This is a genomic window from Verrucomicrobiia bacterium, assembly GCA_026414565.1.
Classification (GTDB): Bacteria; Verrucomicrobiota; Verrucomicrobiia; order Limisphaerales; family Fontisphaeraceae; genus Fontisphaera.
In genome coordinates this window covers 53,946-74,312 of record JAOAIT010000029.1, presented here as the reverse complement: position 1 = coordinate 74,312, position 20,367 = coordinate 53,946, and the positions used below count along the sequence as shown (strand labels likewise).

The 20,367-nt window shown below is 63.2% G+C and carries 15 protein-coding genes and 1 CRISPR repeat array; of the genes, 6 read left to right on the top strand and 9 right to left on the bottom strand.

Annotated elements, in window-relative coordinates; genetic code table 11:
- Positions 1-15: 15 nt before the first annotated feature.
- On the top strand, positions 16-450 hold the full coding sequence (rplM, locus tag N3J91_07650) for a 50S ribosomal protein L13 (protein MCX8156303.1): 435 nt from the start codon (positions 16-18) through the stop codon (positions 448-450).
- A gap of 36 nt (positions 451-486) precedes the next feature.
- The gene (gene rpsI, locus N3J91_07645; protein MCX8156302.1) at positions 487-900 is read left to right on the top strand and encodes a 30S ribosomal protein S9; all 414 of its coding nucleotides are present in this window, start codon (positions 487-489) and stop codon (positions 898-900) included.
- Between the two features lie 191 nt (positions 901-1,091).
- Here rpsI and N3J91_07640 read toward each other — a convergent pair whose 3' ends face one another.
- Positions 1,092-1,703, bottom strand: coding sequence for a LysM peptidoglycan-binding domain-containing protein (locus N3J91_07640; protein MCX8156301.1), 612 nt, complete (start codon positions 1,701-1,703; stop codon positions 1,092-1,094).
- Positions 1,704-1,996: 293 nt separating this feature from the next.
- On the opposite strand from N3J91_07640, the gene N3J91_07635 reads away from it, so the two are divergent.
- A complete protein-coding gene (locus tag N3J91_07635) occupies positions 1,997-2,986 on the top strand; it encodes a hypothetical protein (protein ID MCX8156300.1) in 990 nt (329 codons plus the stop codon).
- A 20-nt stretch (positions 2,987-3,006) separates the two neighbouring features.
- On the opposite strand, the gene N3J91_07630 is transcribed toward N3J91_07635, so the two are convergent.
- The 4 genes from N3J91_07630 to N3J91_07615 all read right to left on the bottom strand — a co-directional run bounded on the left by N3J91_07630 (position 3,007) and on the right by N3J91_07615 (position 11,379).
- Entirely contained in the window at positions 3,007-4,290 is a 1,284-nt protein-coding gene (locus N3J91_07630; protein ID MCX8156299.1) for a PQQ-binding-like beta-propeller repeat protein, read from the bottom strand.
- 71 nt (positions 4,291-4,361) lie between these two features.
- Positions 4,362-7,652 (bottom strand): hypothetical protein, encoded by a 3,291-nt coding sequence (locus N3J91_07625; protein ID MCX8156298.1) that lies wholly within the window; start codon positions 7,650-7,652, stop codon positions 4,362-4,364.
- A 218-nt stretch (positions 7,653-7,870) separates the two neighbouring features.
- On the bottom strand, positions 7,871-10,174 hold the full coding sequence (locus N3J91_07620; protein ID MCX8156297.1) for a YfhO family protein: 2,304 nt from the start codon (positions 10,172-10,174) through the stop codon (positions 7,871-7,873).
- Between the two features lie 215 nt (positions 10,175-10,389).
- Entirely contained in the window at positions 10,390-11,379 is a 990-nt protein-coding gene (locus N3J91_07615; protein ID MCX8156296.1) for a serine/threonine protein kinase, read from the bottom strand.
- Between the two features lie 242 nt (positions 11,380-11,621).
- Here N3J91_07615 and sixA point away from each other — a divergent pair, with 242 nt between their 5' ends.
- Positions 11,622-12,107: a phosphohistidine phosphatase SixA gene (gene sixA / locus N3J91_07610; GenBank protein ID MCX8156295.1), complete on the top strand. Its 486-nt coding sequence runs from the start codon at positions 11,622-11,624 to the stop codon at positions 12,105-12,107.
- A gap of 104 nt (positions 12,108-12,211) precedes the next feature.
- Here sixA and N3J91_07605 read toward each other — a convergent pair whose 3' ends face one another.
- Positions 12,212-13,642 carry a hypothetical protein gene (locus tag N3J91_07605; protein ID MCX8156294.1) on the bottom strand — a complete coding sequence of 477 codons (1,431 nt, stop codon included), beginning with the start codon at positions 13,640-13,642 and terminating at the stop codon, positions 12,212-12,214.
- Positions 13,643-13,893: 251 nt separating this feature from the next.
- On the opposite strand from N3J91_07605, the gene N3J91_07600 reads away from it, so the two are divergent.
- A complete protein-coding gene (locus N3J91_07600; protein ID MCX8156293.1) occupies positions 13,894-14,949 on the top strand; it encodes a class I fructose-bisphosphate aldolase in 1,056 nt (351 codons plus the stop codon).
- Here the strand turns inward: N3J91_07600 and N3J91_07595 are convergent.
- From N3J91_07595 to N3J91_07585, 3 genes are all read right to left on the bottom strand, one after another.
- The gene (locus N3J91_07595; protein ID MCX8156292.1) at positions 14,936-15,544 is read right to left on the bottom strand and encodes a hypothetical protein; all 609 of its coding nucleotides are present in this window, start codon (positions 15,542-15,544) and stop codon (positions 14,936-14,938) included. The genes N3J91_07600 and N3J91_07595 overlap by 14 nt on opposite strands.
- Positions 15,541-16,317 carry a phosphoribosylformimino-5-aminoimidazole carboxamide ribotide isomerase gene (gene hisA / locus N3J91_07590; GenBank protein MCX8156291.1) on the bottom strand — a complete coding sequence of 259 codons (777 nt, stop codon included), beginning with the start codon at positions 16,315-16,317 and terminating at the stop codon, positions 15,541-15,543. The genes N3J91_07595 and hisA overlap by 4 nt, the downstream gene beginning before the upstream one ends.
- An 88-nt stretch (positions 16,318-16,405) precedes the next feature.
- Entirely contained in the window at positions 16,406-17,500 is a 1,095-nt protein-coding gene (locus tag N3J91_07585; protein MCX8156290.1) for a glycosyltransferase, read from the bottom strand.
- A gap of 128 nt (positions 17,501-17,628) precedes the next feature.
- Between N3J91_07585 and N3J91_07580 the strand changes: the two genes are divergently transcribed.
- Positions 17,629-18,378 carry a DUF1559 domain-containing protein gene (locus N3J91_07580; GenBank protein MCX8156289.1) on the top strand — a complete coding sequence of 250 codons (750 nt, stop codon included), beginning with the start codon at positions 17,629-17,631 and terminating at the stop codon, positions 18,376-18,378.
- A gap of 119 nt (positions 18,379-18,497) precedes the next feature.
- Positions 18,498-20,127: a CRISPR direct-repeat array (repeat unit 37 nt; unit sequence GTCTCCATTGCCTTTCGGCGTTCACCGCATTCCCGAC).
- Between the last annotated feature and the right edge of the window lie 240 nt (positions 20,128-20,367).

Below are 20,367 nucleotides of genomic sequence, written 5' to 3'. Positions count from 1 at the left end.
GGATTGGGTGTTTCGATGAAAACATATTTGCCAAAAGTGAATTTGAACGAGCGCAAGTGGCACGTGGTGGACGCCGACGGCAAGGTTTTGGGCCGTCTGGCGGCCCAGGTGGCGAATTTGTTGCGCGGCAAGAACAAGCCGGTATTCACTCCCCACCTGGATACGGGCGACTTCGTGGTGGTCATCAACGCTGAAAAAGTGCGTGTGACCGGCAAGAAGGAGACGCAGAAACAGTACATGACCTACTCCGGCTGGCGTGGGGGCGAGAAGCGCCGCACGGTGGCGGAGATGCGGGCGCGGCACCCGGAGAAGCTCATCGAGCATGCCGTCAAGGGCATGGTGCCCAAGAACCGTCTGGGCCGCGTGTTGATGACCAAGTTGAAGGTGTATCGCGGGCCGCAACATCCGCATGCCGCGCAGAAACCCGAACCCCTGAAGGTGGAGGCCTGATTTTTCGAGACCGCTGTTTTATTTCATTGAAGCAACATGAGCACCACCGTTAGCGAAACCAAGCCCATCGAGTTCAAAGGCACCGGCCGCCGCAAGACGAGCGTGGCCCGGGTGCGCATGGCAGTTGGATCGGGCAAAATCCTGGTCAACAACCGCCCCTTTGAAAGCTACTTCGTCACCGAAAACCAGCGCCTCCATGCCACCCGGCCGCTGGTGGTGACCGACAGCCTGACGAAGTTTGACCTCTACATCAATGTCACCGGCGGCGGTCTGACCGGGCAGGCGGGGGCCATCCGGCACGGCATCAGCCGGGCCTTGTTGCAATTCGACTCCACCCTGCGGCCCACCCTCAAGAAGGAGGGGCTGCTGACCCGCGACCCGCGCATGAAGGAGCGCAAGAAATACGGCCAGCCGGGGGCGCGCAAACGCTTCCAGTACTCCAAGCGCTAAGCGCTCGCATTCTCCTTTTACACCACCCGCCGGAGTTCAATCCGGCGGTTTTTTTTATGGGCTGGCGGCCTGTTTTTCCGGGCTGTGCTGCGCACGGGGGAATGACGGCGCAGGGCTTCCCGCCGTTTGGAGAATCACGGCCACTGGCAGAGTGGGCTGCCTGAACCGCAGCGTGGCCGGGCGCCAGCAACTTATTCTGCGGGCGCGGGGATCCAGATTTTCTGCCCGATTTTCAATCGGTTCCAGTCCACGCCGGGGTTGGCTTCCTCGATGGCCTTCTGCGAAACTTTGATGCCGGCATCCCGGTATTCCTTAATGATGCGGGTGAGCGTGTCGCCGGATTGCACCACGTACTCGTAGCCCTTTTCCTCCTTCGCCGGCGCGGGCTTGCGCGTGGGAGTGGCCGGAGGAGCAGCCGGGGCCGGCGGCGCGGCCTTCAAGGTTTTGGCCAGCTCGGCGATTTTATCCAGGACGAGCTTGTTGTCGGCGATGCGGCTCTTGTCCAGCTCCACCAGCCGCTCGGCCAGCCGGCGCAAATCTTCCGTGGATGCCCAGTTGGTGGGGGTGCGGCTGCTGCGTTCCTGCAGGGCGCGCAGCTCGGCCAGGGCGGCATCCAACTTCTTCTGCAATACCTCCTGATTTTCCTGCAAGGCCCGCACGGCGGCGGCGAGCGACTTGTATTTTTCATCCAGCTCCTGGCGCTCGGCCAGCAGCGTGGCCAGGGTAGTATCCTGCGCCGGAAGCGGCAGGGCTCCCAGCGCCGCGATCAATCCGAAGCTGACAATTAACATTCTTGTGCGCATAATCCACCAACGCTCCGTCCCTCACCATAAGGTAACCGCCGGGCGGGGGGAAAGTGGAAAATCCGGGCAATCAAGGTTGCTTTGTGGCGGCGGGGACGTATGTTCTGGGTGGATGTGGCATGCAAGGTTTGAATGCTCAACCCATTGATCAAGGGAGGGCCCGCCGGGCTGTGAGAAATGGACGCCATCCCTGGGCAAGCGTTTGGCTATGGGTTTTGCCTTTATTGCTGGGCTGGGTTCCGCCCTGCCCGGCGCCGCCTGCGGCCGACAGCGTCAAACTCAAAGTGGGAGACATGGCGCCGCCCTGGGTGGCGGGCCGCTGGCTTCAAGGCGGCCTGGCGGAAAAAACCCTGACCAATGGCACCGCCGTGGTTTTGTTTTGGACTTCCTTGGAACCCACCGGCTTTGTCGGCTTGTCCCGGCTGGAGGGAATGCGCGAGAAGTTTGCGCCGCAGGGCGTGACCTTTGTGGGGGTCCGCGTGTGGGAGCATCCTCAGGAGGAATGGGAGCCGGTGCGCAAAAAGGCGGGGCTGGTGGTGGAAATGCCGCTCATGGCGGATGCGCTGGATAATCGCCGCAAGGGCATCCTGGCGGCCACCTGGCTGGAGCCGGCCCAGATCAATGCGGTCCCGGTGGCCTTTGTGCTGCATCAGGGAAGAATTGCCTGGATCGGTCATCCGCTGGGCTTGCGGGAGCGGACGCTGCTCAAATTATTGGACGGCACTTATCCTTGGGAGCAGGCCGTGGCGCAATATGCCAGCCAGTTCAACCAGGCCGAGGATTTCGAGAAATTGTGGAAACTATTGCAGGCAGCCGGCGAAAACAACAACTGGAAGCAGGCCCATGAGATCCTCAACCGCATGTCCGGCTTGCTGCCGCCGGAGGACCGCGTGGGGCTGGGCGCTGTGAAATTTCAAATTTACACGACCGAGGGGCGCATGAAGGAGGCCATGGCCCTGGCCGCCGAGCTGGCCGAACAATACCCCGAAGAGCCGCACCTGTTGAATTTGCTGGCCTGGGAGCTGGCCACGAATGATGACTTTGAAAAGCCCGATTACGATTTGATCCTGAAAATTGCCGAGCAGGCCAATGCCGCAGCCTATGGGCGCGATGCCCACATCCTGGACACCTACGCCCGGGCGTTGTTTCTCAAAGGCCGCAAGGAGGACGCCCTCCGCGCCCAGGCGCAAGCCGTCAAGCTGGCCCCCGAAAATGTGCGCAGCAAGTTTGAAGACGTGCTGCGTTATTATCAGCGCGGCGAGCTGCCGCCGCCGGAGGATTAAGCCGCCTGCCGGCTGAGGGGCTATGGGGCGATGCAGTACAGATGTTGCGCGGTGCGAATGAAAAAGCGCCCCTGCGAAACCGCCATGGAGGCCTGTGCCTTTTCGTTCAACCGGTTGCGCGCCAGCACCTTGAACTCCGGCCCGGGCGCAATCACCGTGGTTTCCCCGGACTCGTTCAATAAATAAATGCGCCCATCCGCGTACACAGGCGAGGCGCTGAACGCGCCTTGAAGGCGTTCCTGATAGACCACTTCGCCGGTCGCGGCGGTGTAACACGTCAACATGCCGTTGTCGGTCACTGCGTATAAATGCGATTTGACGTAGAGCAGGGAGGATTGCGTGGGCGCGCCGCGCTTTTGCTCCCACGCGATGTGCGTGGCCGTCACGTCGCCGCGCCCGCCGGGTTTCACCGTGCGAATGGTGGTGGCTTCAAACCCGGAGGAGGTGAAGATCAGCCCTTCGCCATACACCGGGCTGGGGGTGACGCCCTCCCCGCGACTGTACACCGTCCACAGCCGCTCGCCGGTTTTCAGATCAAACCCCTGGATGCAATCCCCGGCGCAACTGATCAATTCCACGCGGCCGCCTTCGCTCCAAATGAAGGGCGTCACATGCGCAATGCGCGACATCCCCCGCCGGGCGGTCCAGACACGTTTGCCGGTGCGGGTGTCCAGGGCCACGATGAAGGATTTGTCCCAGGGGATTTGCCAGCCGGTGCGCTCGAAATCGCTGTTGTTGGGCCAGTTGCCGGCCTGATCCACCCGCTGGCTGCCATCGTAGGGCATGATCAGCAGCCCTTCATGCAGGATGGGGGAGGCCCCCAAGCCGTGCCGGCTGTAAAACGACACCTCGCGGTTGGTCCAGGCCACCTTGCCCTGAAAATCCAGCGCCACCACGCTGCCATCATTGAAGACCGCATACACCTTCTCCCCATCCGTGCAGGGCGTGGGCGTGGCGTACGAATTCTTGCCCTCTTTGCGCAGGCGCTGCTGTTCAAACACCCGCACATCCCACCGCACCTTGCCGGAGTCCCGATCCAGGCACAGGACATGGCATTGCGTGCCGTCTTCCCGGGCCGCAGTCAAAAACACGCTGTCATTCCACACGATGGGGGACGACCAGCCTTCGCCGGGGATGGCGGTTTTCCATTGGACTTTGTTGGTGGCGTCCCAGCTTAGCGGGAGGTTGCGCTCCGAGGAAATTCCCTGTCCATTGGGGCCCCGAAAACGCGGCCAATTTTCGGCGGCCAGATTCCCAACGCCCAAGGCCAGAAGTGCCAGGGCCAGCAAGCAAGTGGTCTTCATGCCCCCTAGCATAAAACCTTCCCCGTTTTTCGTCCACGCCAAAGGCAAGACGGGCAGCGAAGGAGGGCCGCTCAACGTTCCAACCGCAGGGTCACCAGCCCATAGCCGGGCACGGGCACCGTGTCCTGGAGGGCGCTGCCCGGTTTCTCGCTGGTGTCGCTCAGGGTCACGCGCGCGGGGCGGAAACTGCCCCAGCGGAGCGTGGCCTGCCGGTTTTGACCCGAGGCGCCATAAAGGCGGGCAATCAAGGCCCGGCCGTCATCGCTGGGTTTAAGCGACAGCAAATGCACATCGGCCGGCTCCACCTGAAAGAGAGAACTGGACGAAGCCGGCCCTTGCGCCGGCACCGCCACCAGCGGGAAGCTGGCGCTCGCCGCAAAGCGCTCGGCCTCGGCGTCGCCGCCGGGCGCATGGACTCGCACGAGGAAGCGGAACCAGGCGGCGCCATCCTGATAGGCGCGGTAATTGGTGCCCCAATGGTTGTTCATGGCCCAGGAATAAAGAATCTGCGTGGGCTCGACGGTTTGCCGCCAGGCTTTGGGATCGGCCTGGCTGTTGAGCAGGTTGGCCGTCAAACCGCCCACCTGCACCAGCGGCGCGTCCAAGGTGACCCAGGTCACCGCCTGCTGGGGGCCGTTGATGCCCGCCCAGCGGCCCACGCTGAACCAGTTTTTACAGGCGCTGGGCAGCAGATCGGCGTGCGGCCGAATCACCCCCAGCGGCAGCCCCAGCCGCAATTCGCCGCCCGGCACGGCAAACGGAAAGGCAAAATTCACGCTCTCCTTGCCTTCCGCAGCATGATAACTGGCGGACTCCAGTTTTTCCTTGTCCAAAAAGTTGCGGCATTCCACGTAATCCGCCCCGGCGTTCAACACATATTCCTGACGGAGCAGACGGCAACCCGGGGCGCGGCTCTCGGCGATGAGCGACGCCACCAGCGGGCCGCGTTCACCCACCCGCCAGGTGACATTCGTCACCCGCTGCAGCCGCTGGGTGTTGGAGCCGCGGAAATATACATATTCGTTGAGTCCTTCGCCTCCGGCGGCATGGACGAGGTTGGCGCTGGCGCCGGCCACCTTGAATTCCACGATGCTGCCGCGCCGGGCATCGAAGCGGATTTGCAGGCGCTGGTTTTCCAGCACCGTACCCTCCGCGCGCGCCAGTGCCTGCGGCGGCGCGGCGGGAGGCCCGGCTTGAATCTGGTAACGGCGCGTGCCCAGCGGCGGCACGTTTTCGGCCAGAAAGGCCAGGGAGTCATCTTGCAACCGTTGCGCAGGCACGGCCCGCCCCCGGTCATCCACCACGCGATCACCGGCCCGCGACAAGGCGCGGGGCACCCGCACGAGTTCAGTGCGCGGCCAGCTCAGGGTGTTGATCAAATCCACCGCATGGGGCACGCTTTCACCCCTGCGCGCCGCCAGGGCCTGATCATGAAGAATGCGCGAGCGGCGGTCGGCCTGCAGGGCATAATTTTGTTTGATCGCCCATTGGCCGATGGTTTCAGGATGCTCCGGCTGGCTCACACTGCACCACGCCCCCCACGTGTGCTCCGAATACAGGAGCACATAATTCCAGGCATCCCCAAAGGACGCGGCCGGATAGGCCGACGGCGCCCACATCGCAAAGAGCGATTCCGCCTGGGCCAGCCGATCCGCGCTCGCCCGGTTCCACGCCGTCTCCGCCGCGCTGCTGCCCACGCCGTCCTCCCAATACGGCGACCATTCGCCGCGGGCCTCCGGTATTTGCGGGCCGTAACGCGCTTCCATGGCCCGGAAGGCCGCACTGGCCGAGGAGATGATAAACCGCGGCCATTCGTACTCCGCATTCCAATCCCGGATGAAATCGCAAATGGAGGGATCCGGCGGCGCATTGTCCCCATGCCCTGACCAGCGCACGTACGCAATCTCGTACGGATAATTCCGCTGGGCCAGTCCCTCGCAAAACTCCTCCACCAGCCGCGGGGACATTTGATGGTAGCGATGCGACATGGCATAGCCCCAAAACGGAATCCAGACCAGCACTTTGGATCGGCCGTCCGGGCCGACCCAGTAAAAGGGTTTGTTCTCCCACTGCACCAATATATCGCCGATGCGATCGAAATAATTGGGGGCGGTGGAAAAATACTTGATGCCGGCGTGATTCATGGCGGGGACCAGGCCCCAGGTGTAGCCGGGCACGTCGCTGATCATCGCGGTGTCAATCGGGATGCCGGTTTTGTCCGCCAGCTCCGTGGCGAAACGAAACACACGCAACAATTCCTCCGGCCGGCACACGCCGGTGAGCATGTTCAGATACATGCCGCACAACGCCACCTCGCCGCGCTTCACGGCGGCCAGGAATTCCTGGCGTTGTGACTCGTCCAGCCGGCGCAGGTACAAGTCGGCCGCCCAAAGCACCTCCACATTCCACACAAAGCGGGCCCCTTCAGGATAGCTGGCCGTGCGCCGGGCGTGCGCCATGCCATCAATCAAGTTTTGCACCTGCCTCTTCTCGATCTCCGTCTGCAGCGCGGTGTAGCCAATGTCCGTGTGCGAGTGCGGCATGACATAGACCGTCAGCGGCCGCACCGGCGCGTGACGATAGTCCAGCCGGGCCGCTGTCTGGCCCTCCACCACCAATTCCACCGGCAGGTTGGTTTCCTGCCGGGCCGCCGCGAGCGATAGCTCCACCATCTGCCGCCCCGGCCGCAGGGTCACCGGCAGGTTGGTGACGCCGGCAATGCGCAGCACCGCCCGGGCGCTTTCCAGATAGGGATAATTCACCTGAACCCGTACCGGCTGCAGGCCCCCAACGCGCTTTTGAAAAGGCAGCGCGCGCACAGACAGTTGCGCCCGCGAGGGCGCCGCCTCGGGCCTGCCGGCGGCATAAAAAGTAATCTCGGCCCCGCCCACCGTGGAATATTGGCTCCCCAGGCGGGTGATCCTCCAACGTGCGGACTTGACCATTTGCGGCGCAGGCAACGTCACCACCGTTTCACCGCCCCGCCGGTTGACATGCGTAATGGGCACGGTTTGCAACAACTGGCCCTGCGCATCAAACAAACTCAGCTCGGAGGCCGCCACCGTGGCGGGATCGTTGCGATCCAGATGCCGGAACGCGCCCAACTGCACCGGGGCGGGAAACTCGAACTCGACGAAAGTGTTGGTGCCATTGGCATTGCTCGAGTATTCCGTTTTTTCCACCCCATCCAACAGGTTTTCGGCATTGTGCGCTCCGCCAGGATAAGGCGGCGAAAAGGCCTTCAACCGCGGCGCCGGAAGCGGCTCCAGCGGGGTAAAAGTGGCCGCGCCAAGCGGCATCCATCCCAGCCCTACGCCAAGAACGGCCCCGGCCAAACCCAGAGGGGAAAAAATGGTACGCATACGTATGCAATAATGTTTGTACCTCATGCATCCCCACGACGCCAGCGCAAATCCGCCCAGCATTTGCCCCAGGCGCATTCACCTATGCTCCTGAAAACAACTCCGCTTTCCCTGGGAATGCCAACAAGTCATGTCCAACATTAAAATATTCCTGACCCCGAATGAAATTTGTGGCACGGAGGCAGTTGAGGAATTAGACCTTGGAAATAAACCGACTTTCAGTTTCTGGCGGAGTGCCTGCCCCAATTCATATAAAGCCATCCAAGAAGGAGGAGGCTCACGGCGCTCAGGCTTAGCCCCACGTAAAACCAGCGGTCCACGTAGCGGAGCTCGACCTGATGTTTACCAGGGGGGACAGCCAGTGCCTGGAAGGCGTAGTTGCCGCGCCACAGCGGCACGGTTTGCCCATCCACCTGGGCACGCCAGCGGGGGTAGTAGGACTGGGCCACCACCACCAGCGCCGGGGAGGGGGATTCCACCTCGCAAGCTAAACGATGCGCCCGGATTTGACGCACCGTGACCTGCACCGACGCGGCCTGGGTGACCGTAATCTGGGGCCGCAGTTCTTCCGGGAAATACACCACGGCCGCCGGATTAAAATCGGCCGCTGCCAGTCGCGTCAGCAGATTCGTCTGGGGCACAAACACCGGACGCTGACCGGCGGTGATGAGCGGCAGGGCGTTGCTGCGGCCGACGAAGTAATTCACCACTCCGGGGGCGGTATTGTATTTCACCCCCAAAAAATCCAGCAGCGGGGCGGGCGCTTGATTGGTATGCACCTTGTAAAACAAGTCTTCCACGGCCCGCTGCTCGCGGATTTGCAGGGTCGAGGAGCCGTTCACCTTGGGCAGGCGTTCCAGCAGGTTCAGGTGTGACCACTGGGCCGTGCGACGTTCCAGCCAGCGCTCGCGCAAGTCGCCCGTGCGGGCATGCAACAAGGCGCGTTCGGCCTCGTCGGTGATGAAGATGCGGCCCTCTCCGAAGCGGAGGGGTTCGGTTTTTTGCGCGAGCTTCCAGAAGCCCGGCTCGAACAGGCCCACCGGCAAATCCGCCAGCCGGAGGGGCAGGGTGGGATTTTGCCGCGGAGCATGGCTTAGCAAATCGGCCAGGCTCAACATCATCAACGCCGGCACGGCCAGCCGTCCCCAACGGGTGTGGGTCAGGCCAAGCACCGCCGCCAGCCCGGCCCCCAGCCACAGCAGGCGTCCCCACGCATTGCTGCGGACCACCTCCGGCTGCTCATATTGCATGGGGTATTTGGCGGCCATCGCCATCAGGATCAGCAGCAGGGCGGCCACAAGGATGAAAGTGCCCACCGCCCGCCCCGTCCAGACGGGGCGCGCAGCGCTGCCTTCGGCCGGCAGCCGCGCCACCGCGAAAGCCGCCAGCAGCGGCAGCAACAGCGTGGTCAATAACACAAACTTCACCGGAAACCGCAGCACTTCGAGCGGCGGAAACAGCCATTTCAAGAGGGCATACAGCCCCCCGGCATCGCCCATCGCCAGCCAGCAGGCCAGCGCCGCCAGCCCGGCCAGGGCCGCCACACGGCGATTGCGTGCCCAGATCACCGCCCAGGCCGCCATCGCGACGGTCAGCACGCCGGGATAATAAGAGGAAAGAAAGTTTTGTCCGTGCTGGTAGAAAATGCCTTCGGGAGTTTCAAAACAATGAAACAGGGGCAGAATGAAATTCGCCAGCCCCCAGACGGGCATGGTCCACTTGGTGACGATCCCCCCGGCGGCGCGATGCGAGTGGGCCAGCAGCTCAAAGAATGGCAGCAACTGCACGGCGGCCAGGCCGGCCGCCAGGGCGATGATCCCCCCCACGCGCCGCAGTATGCTTGCCCTGCTGCCGGAGGCTTCCAGCAGAGCCAGGGCCGCCAGCAGCAGGACGGCCAGCCAGGTCAAGCCAATCAGTTCCGGCACGCCGGTGAGCAACTGCAGCGCCGCCAGACCGCCAGCCAGCAATGTACAGCGGCCTCCTTCTTGCCAGGCGCGCTCGGCGCTCCACAACACCCATGGCATCCAGGCCAGAGCCGCCACATAATTGGGCCACATGAGACACGCAAAGGTGGCGCCATTGAAAACAAACCACCATCCCGCCAGACTGGCGGCCACCGGATGGCCTGTCCATTGCCGGGCCAGCACATACATCCCCAGCCCTGCCCAAATCAGGTGCGCCAGGCAAAACCAGCCCAGCCCCTGGGGCAGCGGCAGGGCCAGAAACGGCCACAGGCCGGGATAATACACCATCGGCCCCCATTGCGCCGCAAAGGGCGCCCCGCAGTTGCTGAGCGGATTCCAAAGCGGAAACTCCCCCTCTGCCAGACTGGCCTTGAGGTGATGCAAACTGGGGTAGGCCAGCACGCCGTGATCCCGATAAAAAAATGCCTCCCATCCACCCAGCACGCCCGGAAAACAAACCCCCAGTCCGGCCAGGAGCCAGAGGGCAAACCAACCCGGGGACAGCCAGCGCCATGCTGGTGCCGTGGTGCCAGGGGCGGAGTTGTCAGTCTGGGCCATGCGTGGCGCGGCCATTCAACCCGCACCTGGTATGAAACTCAATGCCAAACCTCTGCACCAGTACTGAAGTTGCCGCAATTGCACCCTTTTTACGCCGCTCTTGCACGGGGCGGGGGAGGAAAAAAGCGGGCGCACAACTTGATTCGTCCGAAGGGCAGGCTGGCCGCCAACGTGATGGGACGGTGGCACTGATTCAAGCCCGGGCAATCCGCCGCTTAAATCTCCACGTGCGGCGTGTGGTATTTGGCAAACAGAAGCTTGGTCCGCGCCGCCGTCAGCGCCATGATCAATTCATCATAACTCTGAAAACGATCCACCGGGCTTTTGGCCAGCATCCGAATGATCGCTTCCGAAGTGGGATGCGTCACATCGGGCACCACTTGATCGGGCGGGGTGGCCTCCATGCTCACATGCGCCATCAAAATCGCGTCATCCGTCTCCGCCTCAAACGGCACGTGGCCCGTCAGGCCGTGGTACAACGTCGCGCCCAGGCTGTACATGTCCGACAAAAACGTCTCCCCCTGCCGCTGGATTTTTTCCGGCGCCACATAACGCACCGTGCCCCAGATGGTGCCGTCGTGGGCCAGATTCACATCGGCGCTGCCGGCCAGGCCAAAATCAATCAGCTTCGGCTCCCCCTCCGCGTTAAACAAGATGTTGCCCGGCTTGATGTCCCGATGCAGCAGCCCATGCTTCAGCGCGGTGTCGAGAGCCGAGGCCACCTTGATGCCGATGTCCAAAATGGTCAGCTCGGGCAGGCGCGTCTCCTTTTCGATGCGCTGGTCCATGCTGCCGCAGTCGGCCAGCTCCATGACCAGGTAGTATTGCTCCTCATACTGGTCAAAGGTGTACACGTGAATGATGTTGGTGTGGTTGAGAGCCGCGCAGGTGCGCGCCTCGCGAATGAAGTTCTGCAACGCCTCCTGATCATTCACCAGCTCTTTGCGCATCAACTTCACCGCCACCTGCCGCTCCAGCATCAAGTCGTGGGCGCGAAACACCGTGCCCATGCCGCCGCTGCCGATGATGCTTTGCAATTCAAACTGCCGCAGCCGCACCGGCACCATCACCGGATGCCCGCATTTGGAGCAGGGCACCGTCTCAAAAGGCGCCAACTGACCACTGATAAACACCTTGGCGCGACATCCGCCGCACTCCACCATGCGCAGTTTGGTGGAGGCCTTTGTCTCAACTTTGCCAGCCACAGCCATAACAACCGAATACGGAGCATTTTCCGTACCGCCAGCCAGTTTAGGCACGCCCGCGCTTCTCCCGCCAGTGGAAAGTTGCAGAAGACGACATCCGGCGGCCGCGCTCCAACCCATTGATTCACAATGGCTTGCGTGGCCCTGTGCCTTTTCCCCCTCGGCCGGCGCCAGCGTGACCTGCCGCAAAATGTAACACGCCCGCACTTGTCAGCCACTGATCACCGGAGTTTAATTTTCCTATGAAACTCTACCTGTTGCGTCATGCAGAAGCCGCGGAGGGGACGCCGGATGCCGGGCGGCCATTGACCCAGAAAGGCATTGCGCAAAGCCGGGCCATCGGTCAATTCCTCGCCGGGCGGGGGATCAAATTGGACGCGGCCTTCACCAGTCCCCTGGTGCGCGCGGTGGAGACGGCGGAATATGTTTTGGAGGAGTTGCAACGCGGCAAAAAGGGCCTCAAGCTGCACAAGACCGACCATCTCCTCAATGAATGCAGCACCCGTGAATTCGAGGCCTGGCTCAAGGAGTTATCCAGATTCGACAAGGTCTTGATGGTGGGGCACAATCCTTCCCTCTCCCTGCATCTGGCCCGGTTGCTGCATGTGCAATCGCCGGCAACTGTTTCCCTGCCCAAGGGGGGCCTGGCCGTCGTGCGGCTGGAGGGAGCGCAGGCCGTGCTCAAGCTGTTCCTCACGCCCAAACAAACCGGGTTGTTGAAGGAATAAGTTGGCCAACCGCCCACCTTTTCCTTCCGGAGCTCCGGCTTGCGCGCCAATCAGTCTTCAAACCTCCCTGTCGCAACTCTTGCGCATGGGGGCACGCCGCCTCGCTATGGCCCCATGCGCTTTTGATTGGCTTCCGGGCCGGTTTTCCGCCGCTCGCGTTCCATGGATTGCGTGATCAAACTGGGGGCCGCCGCCGGGCGCGTGCGCCGATGCCAGATGATCACCAGCCACACCGCTAAACCGAGCAGGCCCACGCCCGCCGCCAAAAGGCCCAAGGGGGTGCGCGCAGGCGGCGGCACCATTGCCACCGTCTGGACGGGCGGGGCAGGGGGGGGCGCGTTGGTGGGGGCGCCGGACGGCCCCTCGACTTTTGCGGTCATCGTGGTGGACGCGCCGCCGGGGCCGGAAGCAGTTTCCGGTGATGTTTGCGGCGCGATAATCTGCAGTGGCACCGTGACGAGGGCCTGGGTTTGTGCCGTCGCCGGAGGCGCGGGCGGTGAAACGACTCCTGCCGCCCCCGTGCTCGATATGCTGGGAGTCTGTCTGGGCGGCTCCTCCACCTTGGGCGGCGGGACAGGTTGCGGCGGCGCCGGAGCAGGCTTCTGCACCACCGGCGCCGAAGTTTGAATCACCGAGACTTTCGGAGGCTCGGGTACTTCGGGCGGCTTGGGTTCTGCCACCGATGGCTGGGGCGGCGGCTGTTCTTTGGGGGGGCTTGCGGATTCCGGTTTGGGCGGCGGAGGCGGTGGCGGTGTCACCTGGGCCACTGTATTCGTGGGCGGCGGCACCGGTTTGGGCGGTGGCTTGACGGCCGTTTTCTGAACATTCGTCACTTGCGCAGGCGGGGCTGAGGTTTGCGCCACGGCCGGGGGCGCGGGACTCACCAGCTTGGGCGGCGGCGGCTCCGGCATCCGGGCCAGCAGGCGCACGGGCGCAGGCGGCTCGGCGGCCCCCACGGCCCAATCCACCAGGCGGCCCCGCTCTGCCACCAGCGCAATCACGCCCACCCCGCGCCGCGTCCGCCAGGATTCCGCCTGCTCGCGCAAAACGGCGTTGATCTCCGCATCAAAAGGTGTGCCGAGGATGGGCTGGAGGCCGGACACCACCAGATAAAGGTTGAGATCCCGCTCCTCCCGCACCACCTGCTGCACCAGAGCCAGCACCAAATCCCATCGGGGCTTTTTCTCGAACTTGTATTTCTGCAGATACAGAAACGCCAGATTGCTGATGGGACGGCTTTGGGCCGGGTCCCACACCTTGCGCGTGTAGCCCACGGGATCCATCTGCTCGTTGAAGGGCAGGATATTGAACACATCCCCCCCCTGCATGCGGCCCCCGCAACCGCGCTCAATCAAATCGGCCACCACCAGCGCCACCCGCTCGGCATAGGGCGCGGTGACGGCGGAAGCTTCTACCACAAATAGGTATTTGGCGGGCGCCGCGGAGGCGGGAGGCGCCGGGGCGGCGGCGACGCCCAACCATGCGGCCAGAAGCCACCCCAAACCCCACCATCCGGGTTGTCGCGGAATGCTCATGCCTGCCTCTCCGGGTGCTGCACGCGGCCACCCTACAACCAACCGGAGGCAAATGCAATCTCCCTCTCCGCCGGCCTTGCCAGGCGCTTGAATTAGGTAAAAAGATGCACAAAAAATGTGTTTTCAAGCCTTTCTAATTGTATAGACTGCGCCCGATTAGGGGCCTGCCGGGCGCGTGGCCCACGGCCGTGCGAGCGCTCGGGCTCCCTGGACAAAGCCCCTGAGTAACACAACGCCAACTGGAATTGAATATGAACTCGAAAATCCTTGAACTGTTGGGCAGCGACGCAGATTACCTGCTCAAACACGAATGCAAGACGGTGTGCAAATCCAAACTGCACCTCCCAGGCCCCGATTTTGTGGATCGCATCTTCGCGCCCACCGACCGCAACCCGCAAGTGCTGTGCGCGCTGCAACGCATGTTCAACACCGGCCGCCTCGCCGGCACCGGCTACCTCTCCATCCTGCCGGTGGACCAGGGCATCGAGCACTCCGCCGGCGCCAGCTTCGCGCCCAACCCGGACTATTTTGACCCGGAAAACATCGTCAAGCTCGCCATCGAGGGCGGCTGCAACGCCGTGGCCTCCACCCTCGGCGTGCTCGGCATGTGCTCCCGCAAATACGCCCATAAAATCCCCTTCATGGTGAAGCTCAACCACAACGAGCTCATGACCTATCCCAACAAATTTGACCAGGTCTATTTTGCCCAGGTGGAGCAGGCCTGGAACATGGGCGCCTGCGCCGTCGGGGCCACCATTTACTTCGGCTCGCCGGAGTCCACCCGCCAGATCGTGGAAACCAGCATCGCCTTCAAGCGCGCCCACGAGCTCGGCATGGCCACCGTCCTCTGGTGCTACCTCCGCAACAATGCCTTCAAGAAGGACAAAGATTACCACGTCGCCGCCGACCTCACCGCCCAGGCCAATCATCTGGGCGTCACCATCGAGGCCGACATCATCAAACAGAAGCTGCCCGAGTGCAACGGCGGCTACAACGTCCTCGAAAAATACGGCAAAACCCACAAGCTCGTGTACGAAAAGCTCACCACCGATCACCCCATTGACCTCACCCGCTACCAGGTGGTCAACTGCTACATGGGCCGCGCCGGCCTCATCAACTCCGGCGGCGAATCCAAGGGCGCCGGCGACCTCGCCGCCGCCGTCAAGACCGCCGTCATCAACAAACGCGCCGGCGGCATGGGCCTCATCTCCGGCCGCAAGGCCTTCCAGCGCCCCATGAAGGAGGGCGTGGAGCTCCTCAACGCCATTCAGGACGTGTACCTGGACAAGGACATCACCGTGGCGTGATGCGGAGCGGCATCTCCCCCTGAAAACGTTTCGAGGACCGGCCCCGCGCCGGTCCTCTTTTTTTACTCCCCCGCCTGAAACGTTTCTCCTTCAGCCGCTCAAACTGAATGTCGTACGTCTCCCGCAACGCCGCCTGATAATAAGTGCCGCGCAGGATGTCCTCCCGCCCCGGCTCCCATAAGAGCGTGTACAGACAGCCGGGGTAGCCAACATCGCGCAATTCCACCTCCACCTTCACATAACTCCCCAGCCGGCTGGCCTGCGCCCGCGCCACCTGGATCGGTTGCGGATTATAATACGCCGCCTCCAACCGCCCCTCCTCCCCCGCCCGCTTGATCTCCAGCACATAACCGCCGTCCGGCCGCAACCAGCGCCCTTCCAGCTTTTTGAAACTCAAGGCCGCGCCGGCGGGCGCGCTCGCCGGCTGAACGGATTGGCCGGAAGCGGTTTGAGGAGACGGGCTGAGGGAGCGGCTCTTCACCACCACCGCCACCACCAGCCCGATCATCGCCAGCAACAGCGTCCACCCCAGCCACCGCTGGCGCATCAGCTCATTGGGGCGGGAGCCGCCGGACGGAGCGCCGTTCTTTTTCATGTCGGATTCCCTCCCTTCCATCGGCGGTTGAACGCCACGCAATCGGCGTAGCGCACGCCCGTGCCGCCAAAAATGTCCAGCGCCGAGCCGATGGTCAAATCCACCCGGCCCCGGCTCAACTCGGTGACGCGCTCCAAATCCGCCAGCGACCGCGCGCCGCCGGCATACGTCACCGGCAGCGGCGACCACTGGCTCAAATGCCCCACCAATTCTTCGTCTATCCCCCGGCACAAACCTTCCACGTCCACCGCATGCACCAAAAACTCCGCGCACGAGCGCGCCAGCCGCTCCAACAACGCCGGCCCCAGCCGCTCCTGCGTCCATTTTTGCCAGCGATCGGTGACGATGTAATAGCCATCCGCTTTCCGGCGGCAGCTCAAATCCAGCACCAGCCGCTCCCGCCCCACCGCCCCCACCAGCGCCGCCAGCCGCTCCTCGTCCACCCGGCCCTCCCGAAACACCCAACTGGTCACAATCACATGCGAGGCCCCCGCCTCCAGCCACTCCCGCGCGTTGTCGGCCCTCACGCCGCCGCCCAGTTGCAGGCCCCCCGGATACGCCGCCAGCGCCTCCCGCGCCGCCGCCTCGTTGCCCGGCCCCAGTTGAATGACATGCCCCCCCGTCAGCCCGTCCTGCCGGTACAATGCCGCGTACCACGCCGCGGGACGCTCCGACACAAAATTCGTCCGCAAGCCGGCGCCGCCCTCCTGCAACGTGCCGCCGACAATCTGCTTCACCTTGCCCTCATGCAAATCAATGCACGGTCGAAACATGCCCCCACACCCTACGCCGGGATTGCCCCCGCGTCGAGTCCCGCCTGCCGCCCCGGCCGCCCGCAGCCGCGGCCCGCAATGCCGCCGCTCAAGCCGGGCGGCTCAGGGCCGCCACCACCCGCTGCATCACCGCCCCCCAATGATGCCGCGCCAGCAACGCCGTGCGCCACTCCGCCACCTGCGCCGGCGTCACCCCCAGCGCGGTTTCCATCGCCCGCACAAAGGCGGCGTAATCCCCGTTGGCAAACGCGCAACCGGCCTGCCCCATCACCTCCCGATGCGCCGGAATGTCCGAGTACACCGGCACCACCCCCGACAACACGGCCTCCACCGGCGGCATCCCGAACCCTTCCATCTCACTGAAATAAACCAGAATCCGCGAACGCCGCAGCAAATCCCGAAACACCGCCTCCGGCAGCCGCTCATGCCCATGCCAGGCCGCCGCCGACGGCAGCGCCACGCCCCGCGGCAGACGCCCCACCACCTCCAGCGAGCCGCGAAAATCCTCCTGCACCCGCCAGCGCTCCAAAAAGTCCACCGCCTGGGCCGTGAGCTTGTGCGGCCACGGCCCCGCCAGGCAGAGAATGCGGTTTTCCGCATGCCCCAATGACGCCGCAGGTTCCTCAAAACCAATCCCCGCCACCACCACCCGCGGCGCCGGCAGCCCCTGCTCCCGCGCCGCCTCCAGCACACATTGCCGCGTGAACTCGGTGTTGGTGAAAATGACCGCCGCCTGCCGCAGCGTCGCCCGAAAACACCGGCTGAAATACCACCCCTCGCCCCGCGGATAAGCCCGGGGATGATGCGCCCGGTAATACAAGGGAATGGTGTCGTGCACATACGCCGCCAGCCGCACCGGGCAGGGCCGCAAAAAAGACGCAAAACCCTTCGGCAGCACCAGCCAGGGGTGGCCCGCCCGCCGGGCGGCGGTGTACACGCCCCACTGATCCCACCACAACCGGCCCAGCCGGCCGCGCAGCGGCATCCTGTAAACCCGCGCCTCAAACCCCGGCGGCACCGGCGAGGGCAGGGGCAGGGAAGGATTCGCCAGCAGCGTCAACCGCCCCACCTCCGCCTGCCGCAGCAGGCCCCGCAACAGCCCCAGCGACACATTGAGAATGCCCACCGATTTGGTGCGCTCAAAATGCTGGTCGGCCAGCGCGTACGTCAACGCCAGGGACATCGGATCTCGGATTTTGATGCCGGTCAGAATTGCACGGCGGCATTATAAGCCCGGCCGGCAATTTGTCAGTTTTTTTGCGCGATTACCCGGTTGGCAGACGGCCCGGACTGGCGTAAATTAAATCGCACATGCACCGGCGCCGCTTGCAATGTCCGCGCGGCTTCACCCTGGTGGAGCTGCTGTTGGTGGTGGCCATCATTGCCATCCTCCTGGCGCTGCTCCTGCCGGTGCTCGGCTCCGCCCGCGAGCGCGCGCGGCGTGTCCAATGCATCAGCAACCTGCGCCAGGTCAGCCTCGCCTTCCGCCTCTTCGCCCTCGATCATGACGGCAAATACCCCTGGTTTCTCCGCCGCGATGAAGGCGGCACCTACGGCCCCCGCGCGGCGGAAATCTGGCGCAACGTGCTCTGCGCCTCCAACGAACTCGGCACCCCCAAAATCCTCGTCTGCCCCAGCGACTCCGAAACCACCGCCGTGGCCGTGGACTGGTCCGCCGACACCTTCGGCTTCGCCAACCCCGCCAACCGCGGCAAGGCCATGAGCTATTTCCTCGGGCTGGACTCCTTTGAACAACTGGCCCTCACCCTCGTGGCTGGCGACCGCCACCTCAGCGGCGGCGTGCCCGACCCCTGCACCAGCGTGTACCCCAACCCCGGCGTGCCCGCCATTGATCTCGGCCGGGGCAATCTCCCCATCCACTGGAGCACCAGCATCCACCGCGAGCGCGGCGCCATCGCCATCTCCGACGGCAGCGTGCAAAGCCCCAAAAACACCGAACTGCCCCCCATGATGGCGACAGCCTACCGCCTCCTCACCTCCGGCGAAGTGCGCACCCCGGCCGGCACCCGCCCCGCCAACCACATCCAAATGCCCCGCTAGCCAACCCCTCCCCCACCGCTTCCCCATAAGCCGCTTCCCCCCTCCCGCCGCCCAAAACCCCTTCCCGGGAAACTTTTAACCGCACCACCGGCTCACGGACAGCCCCCCACCGTCCACACCCTTCCCTTGCCTTTCGGCGTTCACCGCATTCCCGACCTATCCTTCAGCGAAACCAGAACCTTCGTGAAGCTGTATGTCTCCATTGCCTTTCGGCGTTCACCGCATTCCCGACCGTTGAGGTTGCCGAATGGTCACTTTATTGAGCGGAAGTCTCCATTGCCTTTCGGCGTTCACCGCATTCCCGACGGGAGCTATGGGTACCCCCCCACAACGTGCAAACCTAGTCTCCATTGCCTTTCGGCGTTCACCGCATTCCCGACCCCACGGGGAGGTTAAAAACATCTCGCATCGCGAGCGCAAAGTCTCCATTGCCTTTCGGCGTTCACCGCATTCCCGACGCACGTTTGGCATGGACGATGCTGCCCAGCCAAAACATGGGTCTCCATTGCCTTTCGGCGTTCACCGCATTCCCGACTGCGCCTTATGCCGTCGAAATTACAATTTCGGCTGATGGGTCTCCATTGCCTTTCGGCGTTCACCGCATTCCCGACAAAGTCCTTGCGGCCAGTGACGTGCCGGATTTGGTGGTGTCTCCATTGCCTTTCGGCGTTCACCGCATTCCCGACTATTTCCGGCGATTCAGTGTCAAACCTGTGGCCCGCATGTCTCCATTGCCTTTCGGCGTTCACCGCATTCCCGACCCGATAGGCTGGTGGAGGAAATGGGAATTCCTCCTGCCAGGTCTCCATTGCCTTTCGGCGTTCACCGCATTCCCGCCAAGCCGGTCGGGCGCGTTACCTATTCGTGGCGAGAGGCCCGTCTCCATTGCCTTTCGGCGTTCACCGCATTCCCGACCGGCGGGGGCCGGGGCCGGGGCCGGGCGCGGTCGCCCCGGTCTCCATTGCCTTTCGGCGTTCACCGCATTCCCGACCCTGCTCGATGGCGAGGGCAAGCCGGTCGGGCGCGTTACGTCTCCATTGCCTTTCGGCGTTCACCGCATTCCCGACCCGCTTGCCGTATGTTGGCCAACTTTTTGCAAAAATTGGGTCTCCATTGCCTTTCGGCGTTCACCGCATTCCCGACGGATGCAATTTTCGCCCGACTATTACGCGGTTGGGCACGTCGTCTCCATTGCCTTTCGGCGTTCACCGCATTCCCGACGGGCAAAGGACAAATTAGAAGCCTCCCGTCGCCAATGCGAGTCTCCATTGCCTTTCGGCGTTCACCGCATTCCCGACGAGGCTGAGGCCAAGGCTTAAGGCCACACCGGACTACACGGGTCTCCATTGCCTTTCGGCGTTCACCGCATTCCCGACGGGGTAAGCGGATGCCCCAAGCCGGCACTTGTCTTTTCTCTTGTCTCCATTGCCTTTCGGCGTTCACCGCATTCCCGACGGAAAAGGCCAAGGTTGGCTTGTCGGAAAAGATTGGGTCTCCATTGCCTTTCGGCGTTCACCGCATTCCCGACAACAACAACGGCATCGTGAACGGCAACGTGGACGGAATCGGTCTCCATTGCCTTTCGGCGTTCACCGCATTCCCGACTATGATAGCAGTATGGTTCAGCCTGCCCGTCATCGTGTCTCCATTGCCTTTCGGCGTTCACCGCATTCCCGACAGGTTTTGTCCAATACCGTCACGGATAGCCGCAAGTCTCCATTGCCTTTCGGCGTTCACCGCATTCCCGACTCTGCCTTTGTAACCCATTCTGCCGCAACTGCGCAAGTGTTTTCCAGGTCAGGAGGCCATTTTTGTGTTGGCATATTGCCTGCTTCTTTATCATTAAAGATTTTCTCAATATTGCGTATCTTGTTTGTCATCAGTAGTTTATGACTTAGGTCAGGAGCCCCCCCTTTTTCAGCGTTTTCAGCTCCTGACCTGAAATTTTTTTGGAGGGTGGCACGCAACAAAATGCCCCAAGCCGTGGCG